This is a genomic window from Microbulbifer rhizosphaerae, from assembly GCF_014191725.1.
Taxonomy (GTDB): domain Bacteria; phylum Pseudomonadota; class Gammaproteobacteria; order Pseudomonadales; family Cellvibrionaceae; genus Microbulbifer; species Microbulbifer rhizosphaerae.
Genome location: NZ_JACHWZ010000011.1, coordinates 1 through 16,664, shown reverse-complemented (window position 1 = coordinate 16,664; position 16,664 = coordinate 1). Strand labels below are relative to the sequence as shown.

Below are 16,664 nucleotides of genomic sequence, written 5' to 3'. Positions count from 1 at the left end.
ACAACCCGGCCTTCATAGATGCGTCGAGGCGCGTATCTATGAAGGCCGGTGATCCGCATGCCCTTCGCCGGGCAGCTGGGGCCGCGCAATATCGGCCTCGGCACCATGGTGTCGCCCACTGAGGAAATCACCACGCTGCAGGATGTCTCGCGGCTGTAACTCGACTTTACCCGGTCGGAACGATTCCTGCCGTCGCTGGAGGGCGGCATGCCCATTCTCGCTCGCGGCCGGGCAGACGAAGAGCGCGAATTCCGGGGCCAGGTGATGATTGCCGAGGCGCAGGTGGATACGCAAGCGCGGGGGCCGAGGCCCCAGTCGCGACAATATCCAGGGCGGGGCTACGGGAGGAGCGGCGGACAGGGTTGCCACCCAATTAGCACGGATGTAAAAGAATTTCAATTCTGTTAAGATCGCCAGCTTTGTAATCAGTAAATTCAAGAGGCTTGAATTTTCGTGCTGCGCCGCTTTAAAAAACTATTTTCCACACAACAGCAAGATCCGCTTTTTTCCGATCTGGCTGCAAAAAATCTCCTTATGCTGGAACAGTTTGCCGAACAGAAAAAAGGTCTGCGCCGCATGTCGCTGGCGCAAAAACAACAGGGAGAGGCGCTGGAACAGTTGTCACAGCAGCTTCTTTCCCTCAAGTCCACCCTGCAACTGCGCAACGGCATAATCTTCAGCCAGGGGCAGGTCATCGACCTGCTGGACAGGTTACAGCGAATACGCACGGCGGCTTCCGCCGATAACGCCGTGGTCCAACTGACCGATCAGGCGATCGACCAAATGCAGCAGCTGGCCAGTCTTCATCCACTTGTGTGCCAGGGGCAACACTATCCGGCGCAGGGCTGCGAAGTGCTCAGTGCGATGCCGGACTCGGGCCGGGCCCCCGGCACGGTTTGTGAAATCATACAACAGGGCTACCTGAGAGAAACCGGCGAGCTGATTCGCCCTGCCAAAGTGGTTGTCAGCAGCCGGCCCACGCCAGTGGAGGAATCTTCCAGTGACATCTGATACCTCACGTTTTTGCGGCATAGACCTGGGTACCACCAACAGTTGTATCGCTGTGCTGGAGCAGGGGCAGCCGCGGGTTGTGCCCCTGGACGGGCAGAACACCATGCCGTCCATGCTGGCCTGGAAGGACGGGCAATGGCTGGCGGGAACGGCAGCACGCAACCACTATGTTGTGGCACCGCAAGAGGCGGTCATTTCCATCAAGCGTAAAATGGATGATCCGGGCTACCGCGTGGAACTCGGCGGCCAACAGCTTTCCCCTGTCGATGTTTCGGCCAAAATACTCGAAGCGCTGGTGGGGGCCGCCCAGCGGGAACTGGGTGAAGCCGTGACCAGGGCCGTGATCACCGTGCCCGCCTGGTTTCAGGAACAGCAGCGACAAGCCACGCTGGAAGCCGGCCGGCGCGCGGGTCTGGACGTTCTGCAAATTGTCAACGAACCCACGGCCGCGGCCATTGCCCACGAACGGATCCAACTCGACGACGGTGCCCAGGAGCGTTGGCTGGTCTACGATCTGGGTGGTGGCACCTTCGATGTTTCCCTGCTGAACGTGACCGCCGCCAGCTACGAAGTGCTGGCCAGCGAAGGCAACACCTTTCTGGGTGGGGATGACTTTGACCACCGCTTGGTGGAACGTTTTATCGCCCATCTGCGCGATCGGTACAATGTCGATGCTGCCGGCGATGTCCTCGCCCGAACGCGCCTGCGCTTTCTGGCGGAAAACACCAAAATCCAGTTGTCCCATCAGACCGAAGTCACCTTGCATGAACCCCTGACGGTCGGGGGCGACAACGTCATGCTGGAGCTTAGGATCACCCGGGAAGACTTTGAGGCATTGATCGGGGACCTGATCGACTCCACCCTGGACAAGGCCGCCCAGGTGCTGGCGGATGTCAATAGTCAGTCGCGGGAGGTCGACCGGCTATTGCTGGTGGGCGGCTCCACCCGCATTCCCCTGGTGGCGGAAAGGCTGAAACAACGCTTCGATATCGACCCGGAAAGCTGGCTTGACGCCGACTTGTCGGTAGCGCTGGGGGCCTGCACCCGCGCGGCGATTTGTTGTGGGGAGATTTTCGATCGCAGCGTGGTGGATATCTGCCCGCACTCCCTGGGTATCGCCGCGGTGGGCGAGGAAGACCACGACGAAATAGTCGCTCCGACTTCCGGTCGCGACCACCCCTTGACCTTCGCCCCGCTCATTCGCCGCTATACACGCTTGCCCGCCAGTTTTAGCCGCACTTTTTACAAGGCGCACCCAAGTCAAAAGGGTGCCGTCGTTCCCGTTTACCAGGGTGAAAATAGCAATACCCGGCACAACAATTTCATCGGCCAGTTCTTTATCGAATTCAGCCAGAGCCGCAGCGAAAAACTCGATGTCTGTTTCCAATACGATGTAAACGGCACTATAAAGATCATCGTCAGCGAAGGTTCGGGCGGTTCCAGGCGTGAATTCACCATGGATCTGGCGCGTTCCGTGTCCGAAAACAGTGAGGACGGCGGCTTCGGTGATAATCTCACTGAACATGAGCAGGTCGGTGAAGACGATAGTGAAGACGAAGCCCGCGTTACTAATTTCCTGATTGAAAAAGTGTCGCAGAAATTGGAGCAGTGCCAGCCGGCTCCGGAAGGAATCGTCGAACTGATGGAGCGCTACAAGGATCTGCTCGGCAGGGAGGATGCCGACGAGCAGTTGGATGAACTGGAGGATCAGCTCTACGAATGGGTAGAAGATGAGTAAGCCGCTTCCGTTATGAAGAAAAAACATCGTCAACGCAAACCGCAAAAGCCGCGCAAAAAGCCGCAAAAGAAACGGTCGTCTTCGTCCGGGCCCTCGATACCTCGCCACGATGTTATGGCTCTGTGTGAAATCGTGGAAATCAGCCTGGAAAGAGGTGAGCCACCACCCCCCGGTGTTATGCAGGATTTCCGAAGCTGGCGTGAGCACCCTCGGCTTGGGGGCCTGCAGGCGCTGTTTGAGGGCTTGCTGGAGTTCCTGTTTTTGGATGCGCTTCCCTTTGGGAATGGCCAGGCGCTGTCCGCCTATAAAACACCCCTTATCAAGGCGGAATACGGCTGGTTGTACGAGGTCATGGAGTTGTATTGCCTGTTGAATCACCCGCAACTGCAAGCGGGGGATCCCGCGCCGCTGATCGCCTGGACCGACCACAGTTCCGGGCCGCCTTTCCAGGCGTCGTTGGAGCTGGTGCGGCATTTGCTGGGTGTGCCGGGCCATGACGGTGAACTGACGAAATACCTGGCCGCGTACCTGCACCAGCCCCGCTCGAACCCCCTGGTCTCGGCGCTCAGCAGATTCTTCAAACTGAAAAGACCGAAACCGACGCAAAAAACCGTGCTCGCTTTGGAGCAGGCCCTGGCCGGGGAGGACTGGTTCCATCAAACGCCCTGGCAGGACGCTATCAAGCATCTTGTTTTGCTTTTTATCCAACGAAACCCGGGCATGCAATTGACCCCTGAACAATGGGCCCGCTTGCCCGCCCTGGGGCAGTTGTTGGGCAAGGTCGAGCGGGAAGGGCGGCCCGGCGGGGCCATTGACCTGGATGGGGCCGGCACAGCCTTGTTGCAGCAAATCCATAAGGCCACGCAAAAAGCCTCACTGGATTTTGCCTCGCGTTTGCAGTATGAATTGCTGCGTTGCCGCCTCCTCAGCCGCTACCTCGACGACGATCCGGACGGCACCCGGGAATTTGAAAACCAGCTCAACAGCCTGTTCAGACTCTGCTGCACCGGCGTGCCCCCGAACCAAAAATCCACCGCCCGCGCCTGTCTGGAAACCCTGGTGGAATGGCTTTGCCAGGGGATACAGCAACGGCGCCTGCCGTTGATCCATGGCCGCCTGTTGCGTTTGCCCTGCAGCCAATATCCCGGCAACTACCGCCTCGCACTGCTCAATTTTCTTGCCGGCACGGCTTTTGCCGGCAGCGGGACTCACAAGCGGGAGGCGGCCACTGATTTCTATCAGGTCGATCCGGGCCTGTTCTATTTCGCCTTGACCCGGATTGCTAAGCCGGACAAATTTCTGGCGCATTTTTACTGGCCTTTAGGCGGCGAAGACAAAAAGCGCCTAGCGGCCTATGTGCTCCGCGAAATCCTGTGCAACGCCGATGCAGACACAGACACCCTGTGGCATAAACTGCAAAACAGCCTGTTCGATAGCTCCCGCGAGCCGCTGGCCAATGTGATCGCCGGCCAGGCAGTGGAAGCCGAGTGGTTATTTTACGCGGCCCTGGTCACGCTGGAGCAAAAGCGGGCTGCGAGTGCCTGGATCAAACCGGAACACATCGATTTGCTGCTGCGCCAGTCCAGCCACTGGCTGCGACAGAGTGACAATCGCTGGTTGCGCAAACGGGTTTGCCAACTGTTCAACCGTCTGTGCCAGGTTCAGGGGGCGGAGCAAATGCTGGCGCGCCTGGAAAGTATCTGTGGCCTGTTGCAACAGATTCGGTTCGATCCCGACATAGAACAAAACCTCAAAATGTTGTTGCAGCACCTGATCGACCGGCGGGAACAATCGCCGTTTGCCCGGGAATTCCACACCCTTTGCCGGGTCTACCCGCGGCTGCGAAAACTCGCCCCCAAACCTGTACCTGAAAAAAGGCCGATGCCTGACAAGAAACGCCAAAAGGAGACTGACAGATCTCCCAATCTGGAGCTTTTCGGAGAAATAGATGGATAAAAGCACAGCCCTGGAGACGCTCAGGTTATCCCCCGGGGCCGAACCCAAGGCCATTGTCGCCGCCTACACCCGGCTGGCGCGGCGCTACCCCATGCATCAATTTCCCGAGCGCCACGGCCGCCTGCTGCAAGCCAAGGAGATATTGTTGAACCCCGCCGGGGTTTTCCACAAGATTCTCTTTGACGAAGAAGTATCCCTGGACTGGTATCCACCGCGGCAACCGCAAGGAACCCGGCAAGAGCCGGCACTCGCGCACAGCCTGGCCGCCATACTGCGCCCCGCAATCCTGAACGCGGGATCCGTTCCCTTTGCATCCACAGCCTCGATTGACGATATGCTCGGGATGATCGATCCGAAAGTTCTGGCCGGATTGCTTGAGAGCTTCGGCGATGATCCTTATTGACCAACCGGGTCCTTTCTTTGCGGAGACCGATGGATGACTGAGCACCTGGATATCCCGCAACTGGCCCGCACTTTGGGGGAGGAGTTGCTGGCCCGCCGCTGGCACGCCACCGCGGCGGAGTCCTGCACTGGCGGCGGTATCGCCGCGGCCATCACCTCGGTGCCCGGGGCCTCCAACTGGTTCGAGGGTTCGGTGGTGAGCTACGCCAACCGGATCAAGCGCGATTGGCTGGATGTGGCGGAGGAGGACCTGGACAGTTTCGGCGCGGTGAGCGAGCAGGTTGCACGGCAAATGGCCAGCGGCGCGCTGGCGGCCATGGATGCCAATATCGCCGTGGCGGTGAGCGGCATTGCCGGCCCGGATGGCGGTACCGATGAGAAGCCGGTGGGCACGGTGTGGATCGCCTGGGCCATATCCGCGGGGCAGGAGCCGGTGACCATCCGGGCGCAGTGTTTCCATTTCGAGGGAGACCGCGCGGCGGTCCAGGCGCAGACGGTGGCCGAGGCGCTGCGGGGGATGCTGGTGCTGGTGCGGGCGCATCCGGAGTAGCGACCGGGTGTGATTCTGCTTCAGTTTTGAGCCGGTGACGGTCCTGCGGACCGCGAGCGGAGCTGGAGCTCCGCGCTCCCGGGATTACTGGTTGCTTATACAGTAATCCTTCGCTAAGCTTGCCCCCAACAAACAACGCTCAAACACACGGGAAGGGTCATGGATTCCAACAAAGACAAGGCACTGCAGGCGGCGCTGTCTCAGATCGAGCGCCAGTTCGGCAAGGGTACGGTGATGCGCATGGGGGACAAGGAACGCGTCCAGATTCCGGCAATATCCACCGGCTCCCTGGGCCTGGATGTGGCCCTGGGAATCGGCGGTCTGCCCCGTGGCCGAATCGTCGAAATCTACGGCCCGGAATCCTCCGGTAAAACCACCTTGACGCTGCAGGTCATTGCCGAAGCCCAACGCAAGGGCGGCACCTGTGCCTTCGTCGATGCCGAGCACGCGCTGGACCCCATCTATGCGGAAAAGCTCGGCGTGAATGTGGACGAGCTGATCGTGTCCCAGCCGGATACCGGTGAACAGGCGCTGGAAGTGGCCGATATGCTGGTGCGCTCCGGGGCGGTGGACGTGCTGGTGGTGGACTCGGTGGCGGCGCTGACCCCGCGCGCGGAGATCGAGGGCGAGATGGGCGATTCCCACGTGGGCCTGCAGGCGCGGCTGATGTCCCAGGCGCTGCGCAAGCTCACCGGCAATATCAAGAACACCAATACCCTGTGCGTTTTCATCAACCAGATCCGTATGAAGATCGGCGTGATGTTCGGCTCGCCGGAGACCACCACCGGCGGCAACGCGCTCAAGTTCTACTCCTCCGTGCGCCTGGATATCCGCCGCATCGGCTCAGTAAAAGAGGGCGATGAAGTGGTGGGCAACGAGACCCGGGTGAAGGTGGTTAAGAACAAGGTGGCGCCGCCGTTCAAGCAGACCGAGTTCCAGATCATGTACGGTCAGGGCATCAACCTGCTCGGCGAGATCATCGACTACGGCGTCAAGCTGGGCCTGATCGACAAGGCCGGCGCCTGGTACAGCTATAAGGGCGACAAGATCGGCCAGGGCAAGGCCAACGCGGTCAAGTTTCTGAAGGAGAACCAGGAAATCCGCGATGAGATCGAAGGCCAGCTGCGCGCGCAGTTGCTGGGTGCTCCGGTGCCGGCGAAGCCGGAGGAAACCGCAGCGGAAATCACGGAAGACTAGTGTTTCCCTCCGAGGACAAGGCTCAAGCGCTCTACGGCGCGGCGCTTGAGTTGCTCTCCCGACGCGAGCACTCCCGCCTCGAATTGCGGGAGAAGCTCGCAGATAAATTCCCCGGCGCCGATTTCGATGCACTGTTCCAGCGCCTGCAGGATCTCAACTACCAGTCCGATCACCGCTTCGCCGAGGTCTTCGCCCGCTCCCGCGTACAGCGCGGCCAGGGGCCGCTGCGCATCCGCCGCGAATTGCAGCAGCGCGGCGTCGAAGGTGACCTGATCAACAATGCGCTGGAGCAGTTGGAGGCGGACTGGTTTGCGCTCGCCGCGGAGCAACTGCAGCGCAAATTCCGCAGTCCGGTCAGCTCCGCCCTGCCGCGTGACCAGCAGCTCAAGGAACGAGCGCGGCGCCAACGCTATCTCGCCTACCGCGGATTTCCCGCCGACGCCATCAACTGGGCGCTGGACGCGGAGGAATCCGGCTTATACTCTGACCTGAATCTGTAGGAACGGCTCCCCTGGGAACGCCGAGCTCCAGCTCGGCACGCGGGCCGCAGGCCCGCTATCGCGGCCAGCGGCGGATGGCCGCCCCGCCGCTCCTACAAGATGATGAGGCCGAGAACAATAAGCGCGAGAATTCCCCATGATCCTGTCCATCGACCAGGGCACCACCGGAACCACCGCCTTCGTCTTTGACACCAGCGGCACCCTGCTGGGCCGCAGCTATTCCGAACTCCCCAATTACTATCCCCACCCCGGCTGGGTGGAACAGAAAGCCGAGGAGATCTGGCAGGTCACACTGCGGGTCTGCGCCGCGGCGCTGGAGCGGGCGGGGATTGCCGCCGCCGATCTCACCGCCCTGGGGATCACCAACCAGCGGGAAACCACCATCGTGTGGGACCGGAAAACCGGCGAGCCGGTGTGTCCGGCAATCGTGTGGCAGTGCCGCCGCTCCGCGGAACTGTGTGCCGAGCTGGAGCGCGCGGGTAAAGCCGAGTGGCTGCTCGAGAAGACCGGCCTTGTACTGGACGCCTATTTCTCCGCCAGCAAGCTGCAGTGGCAGTTCCGGCGGCAGCCGGAACTGCTGGCCCGCGCCCGCGCCGGCGAACTCTGCTTCGGTACCGTGGACAGCTGGCTGATCTGGAAGATGAGCAGCGGCCGCGCCCATCTCACCGACCACACCAACGCCAGCCGCACTCTGCTGTACAACTTGGAAGAGAGAAACTGGGACGGCGAGCTGTTGGAGTTGTTCGAGTGCCCCCGGTCGCTGCTGCCGAAGATACTGCCCTCAGCCGGACATTTCGCCACCACAGACCCTCAGGTGTTTCTCGGCGCTGAAGTACCCATCTGCGGGGTGGCCGGCGACCAGCAGGCATCCCTGTTCGGCCAGGGCTGTACCGAGCCCGGTAGCATCAAGAATACCTACGGCACCGGCTGCTTTATGCTCGCCTACGCGGGCGCCGAGCGGCCGCAGGTGCCCCGGGGCCTGCTGACAACTATTGCCTGCGATCCCGCGGGAGCGCCGGTCTATGCCCTGGAAGGCGCGGTATTCAATGCCGGCTCCGCGGTGCAGTGGCTGCGGGACCAACTGGGCCTGATCGAGCATGCTGCGGAGACTGAAACTATCGCCAATCGGGTGCCGGATACCCGTGGCGTCTACCTGGTGCCAGCGTTCAGCGGGCTGGGTGCGCCCCATTGGGATTCCGCTGCCCGCGGCACCATCTGCGGCCTCACCCGCGGCGCCGGCAAGGCGGAGCTGGTTCGCGCCACCCTGGAGTCCATCGCCTACCAGAGCGACGAACTGGCGCAGCTGATGGCGGAGGGGCTCGGGATGGAAATCAGCCATATCCGTGCGGACGGCGGTGCCAGTGCGAACAATTTCCTGATGCAATTCCAGGCCGATATCTCCCGGGTGCGCGTGGAGCGGCCGCGGCAGATTGAGTCCACCGCCGTGGGTGCGGCGCTGCTGGCAGGGATCGGCGCCGGCATCTGGGTCGCCGGTAATATGCCCCGATGTCTGCTGGAGATCGAGCGGGACTTCGTGCCGCAAATGGAACCGGCGCGTCGGCATGAACTGGTCGGTGGTTGGCATAAAGCGGTGACGGCCTGCCGGGCGTTCAGATGACAGAAGACGGGTGACAGGGAACAGAGCGCCTATTCTGAAACGAGGCTGAAACCAGGGAATAGAGGGGAACAGTAATGTCTGTCAACGAAGAGATGCAAAGCACCATCGCTGATATGGTCGACGGCCGTCGCGGCATTCTCGCCGCCGACGAGAGCAACGGCACCATCGCCAAACGGTTCGACTCCGTGGGGGTTGAATCCACCGAGGAGCATCGCCGTTTTTACCGCTCGCTGCTGCTGTCCACCGAGGGGCTGGGTGAATACATCAGCGGGGTGATCCTGTTCGAGGAGACCCTGGGGCAGGCGGACGACAGCGGCACGTCGCTGCTGCAACTGGCGGCGAAGCAAGGGATCGTTCCCGGTATCAAGGTGGATAAGGGCAAGGGCCCGCTGCCCGGTGCGCCGGGGGATATGATTACCTACGGTCTGGACGGCTTGGCCGAGCGGCTGGACGGCTACAAGGAGCAGGGGGCGCGCTTCGCCAAGTGGCGCGAGGTCTACCCGATCACCCCGGAAAACCCCACCCGGCTGGGATTGACCGCGAACGCGGAAATGCTCGCCCGCTACGCGGCAGTGTGCCAGTCCAGGGGAGTGGTGCCGATTGTGGAGCCGGAGGTGCTGATCGACGGCAATCACAGCATTCAGCGCAGCGCCGAAGTGAACGAACAGGTGTGGCACGCGGTGTTTCATGCCCTGCACCAGCACGGCGTGATGCTGGAACTGATGATCCTGAAGCCCAGCATGGTCACTCCGGGCAAGGAGTGCGCCAAGGCACCCGCCGAACAGGTTGCGGAGTACACCATGCGCAGTCTGCGCCGCGCCGTACCCGCCGCGGTGCCCAGTATCAATTTCCTATCCGGCGGCCAAGGGCCCGAAGAGGCCACGATCAACCTCAATGCACTCAACCAGTTGTGGCATGCTCCCTGGCAGCTCAGTTTTTCCTACGGCCGCGCGTTACAGGAGTCGGCGCTCAAAGCCTGGCAGGGCGTTGCCGAAAACGGCCCGGCGGCGCAGCAGGCGCTTCTGAAGCGCGCGGAGCTCAACCACTTGGCGATGCTGGGGGAGTACCAGGAGGGATTGGAGCGCGAATAGGTCGGCGGGCGGAAAATAACAATAAATAGATGATGAGGAGAGAAAAATGGAGTTCGTTTCCCGAGGCAATCGCCTCCACTATCGGCGCTGGTGGGTCGAAGGGGCGCTGGGCGCCGTCGTGGTCGCTCACGGGTTGGGGGAGCACAGCGGGCGCTATCGGCAACTGGCGCGGCTGCTCAACGGCTCCGGCTTCAGCGTCTACGCGCTGGATCACTACGGCCACGGCCTGTCTGAGGGGCCGCGCGGCCATATCGACGACTTCGCCCACTACAGCGAGGACCTGCACCACTTTATCCGCCTGGTTAAGCGGGACAATGCCGGCTGCGGCCTGCACCTGCTGGGTCACAGCATGGGGGGCGTTATCGCCTGTGGCTGCGCGGTGCGTTACGGGGGTATCGATAGCCTGATTCTCTCCGCGCCGGCATTTCGCGGCTGCCGGGAGCCGGGCTCCCTGGAGCGTTGGCTGGCCCAGCGGCTGGCGGTGCTGGCGCCGCGCCTGACCCTGCCCAATCGCATAGATCCGTGCTGGCTCAGCCGCGACAGCGCCGTGGTCGACGACTACCGGGCGGACGATCTGGTGCACGGGCGTGTATCGCTGCAGTGGTTTGTGTCCTTCCTGCGCGAGCGGGACTACCTCTATCCCCGCCTCCCACAGATCACCGAGCCGTGCCTGATGTTGCTGCCGGAAGCGGACAAGGTGGTGGATGCCGCCACCAGCCGCGCCTGGTTCGAGCGCCTGGGCAGCGGGAACAAACAGCTGCATGTTTTTCCCGATGCCTATCACGAGGTATTCAACGAGGCGGAGGAAGGGCCGTGGGCGCAGGAGCTGCTGCTGCAACATCTCGAATTGCTGCTACCCATGCCGGCAGCCGCGGTTTCCCGCTGATCCCAAGCGTTGTACTATACGCGGTCATTTTTGGGCCCTGACGGGGCCGGTGAGTGGGAATAGGGACAGGGGTATGGATAAGAAGCTGCTGAGTCTGTTGGTGTGTCCGGTGAGCAAGGCGCCGCTCGAATATCACGAGGACCGTCAGGAGCTGTGGTGCAAGGCCAGCGGCCTGGCCTATCCGGTGCGCGACGGCATACCGGTGATGCTGGAGTCCGAGGCGCGCCAGCTGACCGCCGATGAAAAGCTGGACAAGAACAACTGACGCCCATGGCCGAACCCAGTGTATTCAGCCGGATCATCTCCGGCGAAATTCCCGCCGAACGCGTCTACGAGGACGATCAGTGCATCGTCATCGAGGACCGCGCTCCGCAGGCGCCCACCCACCTGCTGATTATCCCGCGCAAGCCGCTGGTGAACCTGTCCGAGGCGGAGGCCGGTGACAAGCCGCTGCTTGGCCACCTGCTGTGGGTGGCCGGGGAACTGGGCCGCAAGCTGGGACTCGAGGGGTTCCGCCTGGTGGTGAACAACGGCCGCAGCGCGGGGCAGACGGTTTTCCATCTGCATATCCATCTGTTGGCTCAGCGCAAGATGCGCGAGCAGGATCTGGCTCAGGATTGAATGGTTTTGGACAGAGCGTAGACCGTGATGCGAAGCCCCGGTAGCAGGGCCGCCTGAGCACCAGTCAGGTGCAATTGAATTTTTAATTTGACGATGTGGAATTACGCTGGATGAAAAGCGCACAGATACGCGACGCCTTCCTGAATTACTTCGCCGAGCAGGGCCACACCATTGTGCCCTCAAGCTCCCTGGTACCGGGCAACGATCCCACGCTGCTGTTTACCAACGCCGGCATGGTGCAGTTCAAGGACACTTTCCTCGGCCTTGAGTCCCGCCCCTACAATCGCGCGGTGAGCTCCCAGCGCTGCGTGCGCGCCGGCGGCAAGCACAACGACCTGGAAAACGTCGGTTACACCGCCCGCCACCACACTTTTTTCGAAATGCTGGGCAATTTCAGCTTCGGCGACTACTTCAAGCGCGAGGCAATCCAGTTTGCCTGGGAGTTTCTTACCCAGGTGCTGAAACTGCCGGAGGATCGCCTCTGGGTCACCGTGCATATCAGCGACGACGAGGCCGCGGATATCTGGCAGAAGGAGGTGGGTGTAAGCCCGGATCGTTTCTCGCGCCTGGACGAGGACAACTTCTGGCAGATGGGCGACACCGGCCCCTGCGGTCCCAGTTCCGAGATTTTCTACGACCACGGCGCGGACGTGCCCGGTGGACCGCCCGGTTCCGACAACGACGACCTGGACCGCTATATCGAGATCTGGAACCTGGTATTCATGCAGTTCGAGCGCTCCGCCGACGGCGAACTCCATCCGCTGCCCAGGCCCTCGGTGGACACTGGCATGGGCCTGGAGCGCATCGCCGCAGTTCTGCAGGGCGTGCACTCCAACTATGAGATCGACCTGTTCCAGGCGCTGCTCAAGGCCGCGGGGAAAATCGTCGGCTGTGACGACCTGGAAGAAAAATCCCTGCGTGTGATCGCCGATCATATCCGCTCCTGCTCCTTCCTGATCGCCGACGGCGTCATGCCCTCCAACGAGGGCCGCGGCTTTGTGCTGCGGCGTATCATCCGCCGCGCCGTGCGCCACGGCCACAAGCTGGGACACAAGCAAATCTTCTTCTACCAACTGGTAGAGGCCCTGGCCGAGCAGATGGGCGACGCCTATCCGGAGCTGCGCGAGAAGCAACAGATTATCGAAAACGCCCTGCGCAAAGAGGAAGAGCAGTTCGCCAAAACCCTGGACAAGGGCATGGCGCTGTTGGACGACGCTCTGGCGACCCTCGAGGGCAATGAGATCCCCGGCGAGCTGGTCTTCACTCTGCACGACACCTACGGATTCCCCACCGACCTCACCCAGGACATTGCCCGCGAGCGCGGCCTGACCCTGGATATGCCCGGCTACGAGGAGGCTATGGAGGCCCAGCGCCAGCGCGCCCGCGCCGCCGGCAAGTTCAAACAGGAGTACGCCGGGGCCCTGGACCTGGAGGGGGCTACCGAATTTCTCGGTTATGAAACCACCGGAGCCGAAGGCACGGTGCTCGCCATCATCAAGGACGGCGAGCAGGTACAGCGCCTGGAAGAGGGCGAAAAGGGCGCCGTAGTGCTGGATCGCACACCGTTCTACGCCGAGTCCGGCGGCCAGGTGGGGGACAGCGGCTATCTGGAACAAGCGGATGACCGCTTCGAGGTGCGCGACTGTACCAAACAGGGGGCGCACCACCTGCACAGCGGCAAAGTGCTGAGCGGCGGGATCGCCGTGGGCGACAAACTGCACGCGCGGGTATCCGCGGACGTGCGCCAGTCCACTGCGCTGAATCACTCCGCCACCCACCTGCTGCACGCGGCCTTGCGCAAGGTGCTCGGTGAGCACGTGACCCAGAAAGGTTCGTTGGTGGACTCGGAGCGGCTGCGTTTCGACTTCTCTCATCCAGAGGCGGTTACCGCCAAGCAGCTGCATGCGATCGAATCCCTGGTGAACACACAGATCCGCGCCAACACTCCGGTGGAAACCGAAGAGACGGATATCGAAACCGCCAAGCAGAAGGGGGCCATGGCTCTCTTCGGAGAGAAGTACGGCGACCGTGTGCGCGTGCTGTCCATGGGTGAGATCGACGACGGGAGCCCCTTCTCCGTGGAACTGTGTGGCGGCACCCACGTACAGCGCACCGGCGATATCGGCCTGCTGCGGATAGTGGCCGAGAGTGGCATCGCCTCCGGCCAGCGGCGTATCGAAGCGGTGACCGGTGCCCATGCCCTGGCCCTGTTCGATAGTGCGCAGCAGCGGCTGGAGCACGCCGCCGCCCTGCTCAAAGCGCGCCCGGATACCCTGGCGGAGAAGGTCGAACAGTTGCTGGCCAACAACCGCAAGCTGGAGAAAGAGCTGGCCCAACTGAAAACCAAACTGGCCAGTGGCAGTGGCGGTGATCTCGCCAGCCAGGCGGTGGAACTAAATGGGTTCAAACTGCTGGCGGCGTCTGTCGATGGCGCCGACGCCAAATCCCTGCGCGACCTGGCGGACCAGATGAAGAACAAGCTGGGCAGCGGCGTGGTGTTACTGGCCGCCCCCGGAGAAGACAAAGTCGCTCTGGTGGCCGCGGTCACCAAGGACCTGACCGGACGTATCGCCGCCGGCGAACTGATGCGCTTTGCCGCCGGTAAACTGGGCGGAAAGGGCGGCGGTCGCCCGGATATGGCCCAGGGAGGCGGCGCTGATGTGGCTGCGTTGCCAGCCATGCTGGCAGAGGTGCCGGCCTGGGTCGAAGGGCATCTGGGTGGTTAGTGATCGACGATGGGTGACCAACAGCGGCACTCAAGTACTGATCCCTGACCACCAAGTACTCACCACTGGTCTTTTTAGGCCAAGTTAACACTTGTTAACGGCTGATCAGTTGATTTCAGCGGAGTTTGGTGATTTAGTGCGCGGCTTGCGCGAATAGCTGCCGCGAGCGCATTAACCTTGTAGCAGTAAGGAAACACTTAACCCCATGAGTTTGTTCGTGCAGAAATACGGCGGTACCTCGGTTGGCTCTATCGAGCGCATCGAGGCGGTGGCCGATAAAGTGGCGGCGTTTCGCGCCCAGGGCCACGAGATGGTAGTTGTGCTCTCCGCCATGAGTGGCGAGACCAACCGTCTCATCGACCTGGCATACCAGGTCCAGGAGAAGCCCGACCCCCGCGAGTTGGACGTCCTGGTGTCCACTGGTGAGCAGGTCACCATTGCCCTGCTCACCATGGCGTTGAAAAAGCGTGGTTATGACGCCTGTTCCTATACCGGGGGCCAGGTAAAGATCCTCACCGACAACGCCCATACCAAGGCGCGTATCCAGCGTATCGATGTGGAGCGGATGCGCCGGGACCTGGATGCGGGCAAGGTCATCGTAGTGGCCGGCTTCCAGGGGGTCGATGAGGAAGGCAATATCACCACCCTCGGCCGCGGCGGTTCCGACACCACCGGCGTGGCCCTGGCTGCGGCATTGAATGCCACTGAGTGTCAGATTTACACCGATGTGGACGGCGTTTACACCACCGATCCCCGTGTGGTGGACAGCGCCCGCCGGCTGGACAGGATCACCTTCGAGGAGATGCTGGAAATGGCCAGCCTCGGGTCCAAGGTGCTGCAGATTCGCGCGGTGGAATTTGCCGGCAAGTACAAGGTGCCATTGCGCGTACTCTCCACCTTTGAAGAGGGTGGCGGTACTCTGATCAGTCTGGATGAGGAATACAACGAGATGGAACAGCCAGTCGTTTCCGGCATAGCCTTTAACCGCGATGAGGCCAAATTGACCATTCGCGGTGTGCCGGATAACCCCGGGGTGGCTTGCCGTATCCTGGCGCCGGTTGGTGCTGAGAACATCGAAGTAGACGTGATCGTACAGAACATCAGTTCCGTCGATGGCACTACCGACTTCACCTTCACCGTGCACCGCAATGACCTGGTCAAGGCTCGGGAGGTGCTGGAGCGGGTGGCGGAGGAGCTGGGCGCCAGGGAAGTGGTAGCCGACGACAAGATCGCCAAGGTCTCGATTGTCGGTGTGGGCATGCGCTCCCACGCCAATGTGGCGAGCAGGATGTTCGAAGCTCTGGGGGAAGACAACATCAATATCCAGATGATCACCACCTCAGAGATTAAGATCTCGGTGATTATCGACGAACGCTACCTGGAACTGGCGGTGCGCGCGCTGCACAGTGCGTTCGAGCTGTCGGAACCCGGGAGTGAGTAACTATAACCAGAATGAAGGCGGCGACGCGCTTTCCATAGCGATTTAGTCATTTGGCGTAGAGTCCGACCTGTTGAGATTTTGATCGGCTGGTCAATACTGAATACAGAGATGGACAATATTCGACTTCTAGCGCCGCCATCCGGTTATGATGACCATAAGCACATTGTGAGGGGAACTCCGGTTGTGCTTTATCACAGGATGATCAAGGAGAAGTAGGTAATGCTGATTTTAACCCGCCGGATTGGCGAAACGCTGATGGTTGGCGACAATGTGACCGTGACTGTGCTGGGCGTGAAAGGCAACCAGGTTCGAATCGGGGTCAATGCGCCGAAAGAGGTGGCAGTGCACCGCGAAGAGATTTACCAACGCATTCAGCGCGAAAAGCAATCCTCAGAGGAGGAGGGCACCGGCGAATAGCCGTTCCGGTGTCCGCCACAAGAAAGGCCGGGTTTCCCGGCCTTTTTTAATGGAATGCGCAGCCGCGTTTCACTCTTTCCGATGGCTGTATAATAAGTGTCCCGCCTGGCGACGATCGGCAAAAAGTTATTGATTCCCCATTGATTTTTGTCTGGCCGTTGGTATGATGCCGTCCACTTTCAGCGGTCCACGGTATTGATTGCCGCATCGCTGGAGGAGGAGTTTTACGGTGAGATGGCCGAGTGGCTGAAGGCGCGCCCCTGCTAAGGGCGTATGGGTTAACGCCCATCGAGGGTTCGAATCCCTCTCTCACCGCCATCTAAAAACACCCTCTTTTGAGAGGGTGTTTTTTTTGCTCCGACTCGCCGGCAGGTGGCTCTCAAAAAAATTTGGGAAAGCGCTTGTCAGGCAGAGAGAGGCGGCTATAATGCGCGCCACCTCAGGGGTTGCCGGAGACGGCAGTCCAGGGAAAGCGAAGCGGGTCAGTTACCGAGTTCGACTTCCCTCAAG

At 61.3% G+C, this 16,664-nt stretch carries 15 protein-coding genes and 1 tRNA gene; all 16 read left to right on the top strand.

Going from position 1 to position 16,664, the window contains the following annotated elements:
- Positions 1-534: 534 nt before the first annotated feature.
- The 16 genes from grpE (at position 535) to FHS09_RS12325 (ending at position 16,472) form a co-directional block, all read left to right on the top strand.
- Entirely contained in the window at positions 535-1,011 is a 477-nt protein-coding gene (gene grpE / locus FHS09_RS12400; protein WP_183460359.1) for a nucleotide exchange factor GrpE, read from the top strand.
- Positions 1,001-2,749 (top strand): Hsp70 family protein, encoded by a 1,749-nt coding sequence (locus FHS09_RS12395; RefSeq protein ID WP_183460357.1) that lies wholly within the window; start codon positions 1,001-1,003, stop codon positions 2,747-2,749. Before grpE ends, FHS09_RS12395 begins: the two co-directional genes overlap by 11 nt.
- 177 nt (positions 2,750-2,926) lie before the next feature.
- Positions 2,927-4,705 (top strand): hypothetical protein, encoded by a 1,779-nt coding sequence (locus FHS09_RS12390; RefSeq protein ID WP_183460355.1) that lies wholly within the window; start codon positions 2,927-2,929, stop codon positions 4,703-4,705.
- Positions 4,698-5,108, top strand: coding sequence for a hypothetical protein (locus tag FHS09_RS12385; protein ID WP_183460353.1), 411 nt, complete (start codon positions 4,698-4,700; stop codon positions 5,106-5,108). Before FHS09_RS12390 ends, FHS09_RS12385 begins: the two co-directional genes overlap by 8 nt.
- Before the next feature lie 33 nt (positions 5,109-5,141).
- Complete coding sequence (locus FHS09_RS12380; protein ID WP_183460351.1) at positions 5,142-5,657, top strand: CinA family protein; 516 nt, start codon at positions 5,142-5,144, stop codon at positions 5,655-5,657.
- Between the two features lie 159 nt (positions 5,658-5,816).
- Complete coding sequence (recA, locus tag FHS09_RS12375) at positions 5,817-6,854, top strand: recombinase RecA (RefSeq protein WP_183460349.1); 1,038 nt, start codon at positions 5,817-5,819, stop codon at positions 6,852-6,854.
- Positions 6,854-7,354 (top strand): RecX family transcriptional regulator, encoded by a 501-nt coding sequence (locus tag FHS09_RS12370; RefSeq protein ID WP_183460347.1) that lies wholly within the window; start codon positions 6,854-6,856, stop codon positions 7,352-7,354. The genes recA and FHS09_RS12370 overlap by 1 nt, the downstream gene beginning before the upstream one ends.
- A 136-nt stretch (positions 7,355-7,490) precedes the next feature.
- Complete coding sequence (gene glpK / locus FHS09_RS12365; protein WP_183460345.1) at positions 7,491-8,972, top strand: glycerol kinase GlpK; 1,482 nt, start codon at positions 7,491-7,493, stop codon at positions 8,970-8,972.
- Between the two features lie 74 nt (positions 8,973-9,046).
- Positions 9,047-10,063: a class I fructose-bisphosphate aldolase gene (locus tag FHS09_RS12360; protein ID WP_183460343.1), complete on the top strand. Its 1,017-nt coding sequence runs from the start codon at positions 9,047-9,049 to the stop codon at positions 10,061-10,063.
- A 46-nt stretch (positions 10,064-10,109) separates the two neighbouring features.
- Positions 10,110-10,949: an alpha/beta hydrolase gene (locus tag FHS09_RS12355; RefSeq protein ID WP_183460341.1), complete on the top strand. Its 840-nt coding sequence runs from the start codon at positions 10,110-10,112 to the stop codon at positions 10,947-10,949.
- 73 nt (positions 10,950-11,022) lie between these two features.
- Positions 11,023-11,214, top strand: coding sequence for a Trm112 family protein (locus FHS09_RS12350; RefSeq protein ID WP_183460339.1), 192 nt, complete (start codon positions 11,023-11,025; stop codon positions 11,212-11,214).
- 5 nt (positions 11,215-11,219) lie between these two features.
- Positions 11,220-11,570: a histidine triad nucleotide-binding protein gene (locus FHS09_RS12345; RefSeq protein WP_183460337.1), complete on the top strand. Its 351-nt coding sequence runs from the start codon at positions 11,220-11,222 to the stop codon at positions 11,568-11,570.
- Between the two features lie 110 nt (positions 11,571-11,680).
- The gene (gene alaS, locus FHS09_RS12340; RefSeq protein ID WP_183460335.1) at positions 11,681-14,296 is read left to right on the top strand and encodes an alanine--tRNA ligase; all 2,616 of its coding nucleotides are present in this window, start codon (positions 11,681-11,683) and stop codon (positions 14,294-14,296) included.
- 205 nt (positions 14,297-14,501) lie between these two features.
- Positions 14,502-15,737: an aspartate kinase gene (locus tag FHS09_RS12335; protein ID WP_183460333.1), complete on the top strand. Its 1,236-nt coding sequence runs from the start codon at positions 14,502-14,504 to the stop codon at positions 15,735-15,737.
- Between the two features lie 219 nt (positions 15,738-15,956).
- Positions 15,957-16,154 carry a carbon storage regulator CsrA gene (gene csrA, locus FHS09_RS12330; protein ID WP_183460331.1) on the top strand — a complete coding sequence of 66 codons (198 nt, stop codon included), beginning with the start codon at positions 15,957-15,959 and terminating at the stop codon, positions 16,152-16,154.
- Between the two features lie 228 nt (positions 16,155-16,382).
- Positions 16,383-16,472 (top strand) — tRNA-Ser (locus FHS09_RS12325).
- The last annotated feature ends 192 nt before the right edge of the window (positions 16,473-16,664 follow it).